Source organism: Pseudactinotalea sp. (genome assembly GCF_048594945.1).
In the GTDB taxonomy this organism is placed as follows: Bacteria; Actinomycetota; Actinomycetes; order Actinomycetales; family Beutenbergiaceae; genus Pseudactinotalea.
In genome coordinates this window covers 1-2,432 of sequence record NZ_JBMDXJ010000264.1, presented here as the reverse complement: position 1 = coordinate 2,432, position 2,432 = coordinate 1, and the positions used below count along the sequence as shown (strand labels likewise).

At 70.1% G+C, this 2,432-nt stretch carries 3 protein-coding genes; 1 reads left to right on the top strand and 2 read right to left on the bottom strand.

What is annotated here, in order from left to right; translation table 11 throughout:
- Positions 1–18: 18 nt before the first annotated feature.
- Together ACOJSN_RS11470 and ACOJSN_RS11465 are read right to left on the bottom strand one after the other, a co-directional pair.
- Positions 19–1,176, bottom strand: a complete 1,158-nt coding sequence (locus ACOJSN_RS11470; protein ID WP_420112632.1) for a hypothetical protein — start codon at positions 1,174–1,176, stop codon at positions 19–21.
- Between the two features lie 24 nt (positions 1,177–1,200).
- Positions 1,201–1,893 carry a GntR family transcriptional regulator gene (locus ACOJSN_RS11465; RefSeq protein ID WP_420112631.1) on the bottom strand — a complete coding sequence of 231 codons (693 nt, stop codon included), beginning with the start codon at positions 1,891–1,893 and terminating at the stop codon, positions 1,201–1,203.
- Between the two features lie 105 nt (positions 1,894–1,998).
- On the opposite strand from ACOJSN_RS11465, the gene ACOJSN_RS11460 reads away from it, so the two are divergent.
- Positions 1,999–2,432, top strand: a 434-nt coding sequence (locus ACOJSN_RS11460) for an NAD(P)-dependent oxidoreductase (RefSeq protein ID WP_420112630.1), incomplete at its 3' end; no start/stop codon positions are given.

The window sequence follows — 2,432 nt, the reverse complement described above, 5'->3', positions numbered from 1 at the left end:
CGCGCCGCACCGCTGCCTCTAGAAGTCGCGGACGGCGTCGAACCGGGCCATTGCGGCCGCGGGGTCGAGGTGCTCGGTCAGCTGCGCGAGCAGCCACACCGCCTCACCGAGGTCCTCGCGCTCGGAGGTGAAGATCTCCGGGAGCGCATTGGCTGCCCTGACCAAGTGCTCGATCGCGGCCTGGGCTTCCTCGGGTGAGGCCGCCGCAGTGATCTCCTTGGCGGCTTCGCGGAAGGCGCGCGTGGCTGCCGAGGCTGACTGCTTGGGCCAGGCGGAGAACGGCAGCCCGTGTTCCGTCGCGAACCACGCAGCGTCCCGCCCTTGGGAGGCGGACCGGAGACCCTCACCAGGCGGCATCCGCCGGACCTCGCTGCGCACCCGCTTCGTTGCGGCAGCGTCCGAGTTCCACACGATCACTTGCGCCAGGTGGGGCCAGGTGGACAGCGGCGGCAGACCGGTGAGATCAGGGACGTAGCGGAGTTCTAGCGAGTGCAACGGCAGCCTCGCGAGTGCATCCAGATGGGCGACTGCTCCTCGCAGCTCTACCCGCGAGAGGTGCGGGTAGGACAGCAGCGACCGGGCATCGAACGGCACATCGAAGGGGTCGCCGTAGACCAGCACCGTCGCGGTGTCGCGGAGCGCCGGCGGCATCGGCAGCGAGCGCGCACCCGCCGAGCCCTCCGAGGGCGCGAGCCGGCGCTCGCGGCCACCGGTGCGCGTCGGCTCGAGGATCACGCCGGGCACGCTGCCGTCGGGATGCAGGCGCACGGTGATCTCCGCCGGATCACCTGCGAGAGCGATGTAGTCGAGCGTGGTGGCCGAAGGGAGCGTCGCGCTCAACGGGTGCCCGGCGGCGCGAAGCGTGAGGTACTGCAGGGACGTCTCGGTGAGGTCCAGGTCGAGCTTCCGCGAGGCGGTGACCTGCAGATTCTCGATCCCGCGCCGAGCCGCCCACCGGGCCACCTCCGGATCGGCCCCCTCGTATCGCAGCGTGCTCGGCCAGCCCGCCGCCACGAGGCTGGGCTCGTCCAGGGCATCCCACTGCACCTGCTGCTCGTTCCCGACGACGAGGTCGCACTGCTCGTGAGGCCCGATCGAGATCGCACGCTCACCGGGTCGGCGCACCAGCACGTGGCTCTCCGGGCCGGTGAGGTCGATGCGGAAGCGCTCAGTCATGCTGGGGCGACTAACGGCGGGTGCTCATCGGGTGGCCGCTGGATCCGCGTCCTCGTCTGTCGGCGCCTCGAACATCGTGGCGAGCAGCTTGTCGCGTGCCCGCTCGAGGTGGTCGCGGGTGAGGTCACTGGCCGCAGTGGCATCGCCGGCCGCGATGGCGTCGAGGATGGTGGCGTGCTCGTCGGCGATCTGCTCGGCGCGCAGCAGTTGACGCGCCTGCACGCGCGCCATGCACAGGTGGGCCTCAGCCATGAGGGTCGAGTGCATCCGCGTCATGCGCCCGTTGCCGTGCGCCTGCACCAGCGCGTGATGGAGCTGCACGTCGGAGGCGACGACCACGCTCGCGTCGTTGCGGTTGGCGGCGAGGCGGAGCAGGTCGTTCTGGAGAGTTGCCGATTCGGGCAGGTGCTGCTGCGCGGCGAGCACTGCTGCCACGTGGCTCTCGAGCACGATGCGGGACTCGTACAGCTCTGCGATGTCGTGGTCGGAGAGCACCCGCACGATCAGGCCGCGGCGCCCGTTGCGGATGAGGATTCCGTCGTTGACGAGCCGATCGAGCGCAGCCTTGGCGGTGGGGCGCCCGATCTTGAACCGCGCGGCAACGCCTACCTCGGTGACGCCGTCGCCCGCATCGACCTCTCCGCGTAGGAGCTGGTCCCGCAGCTCGTCCTCGACCGCGTCCACGACTGATCGTGTGCGGAGCTCATGGTCTGCCATGACCAGATGCTAGGCGGTGCGTCAATGTCATACAAGAACTCTTGACGCGCATGGGCTCGTGCCCTACGGTCGCACACAAGACGAGGCGAAGGAGCCACGAGGTCAATGGCAACGATCGGATTCATCGGTCCCGGCATCATGGGCGCGCCGATGGCGCGCAACCTGGTGTCGGCAGGTCACGAGGTCAAGGTGTACGGCGCGAGCGACCGAGCCCGCGCACGAGCAGCGGAGACCGGCGGTGAGGTGGTCGACTCCGCGGCCGACGCGGCCGGGTGCGAGGTGCTCATCACGATGCTGCCGGACGGGCCGGTGGTCCACGATGTCCTCCTGGGTCACGGGGGCGCCCTCAGCCACCTGGAGCCCGGGGCGATTCTCATTGACCACAGCACGATCAGTCCTGCCGAGGCGCTCGCGGTGCACGAGGCCGCGGCAGCCGCCGAGGTGCGTTGTCTGGATGCGCCGGTCAGCGGCGGCGAGGCCGGCGCGATCGAGGGCGTCCTCTCGATCATGGTCGGCGGCGATCGCGCCGTGTTCGAGGA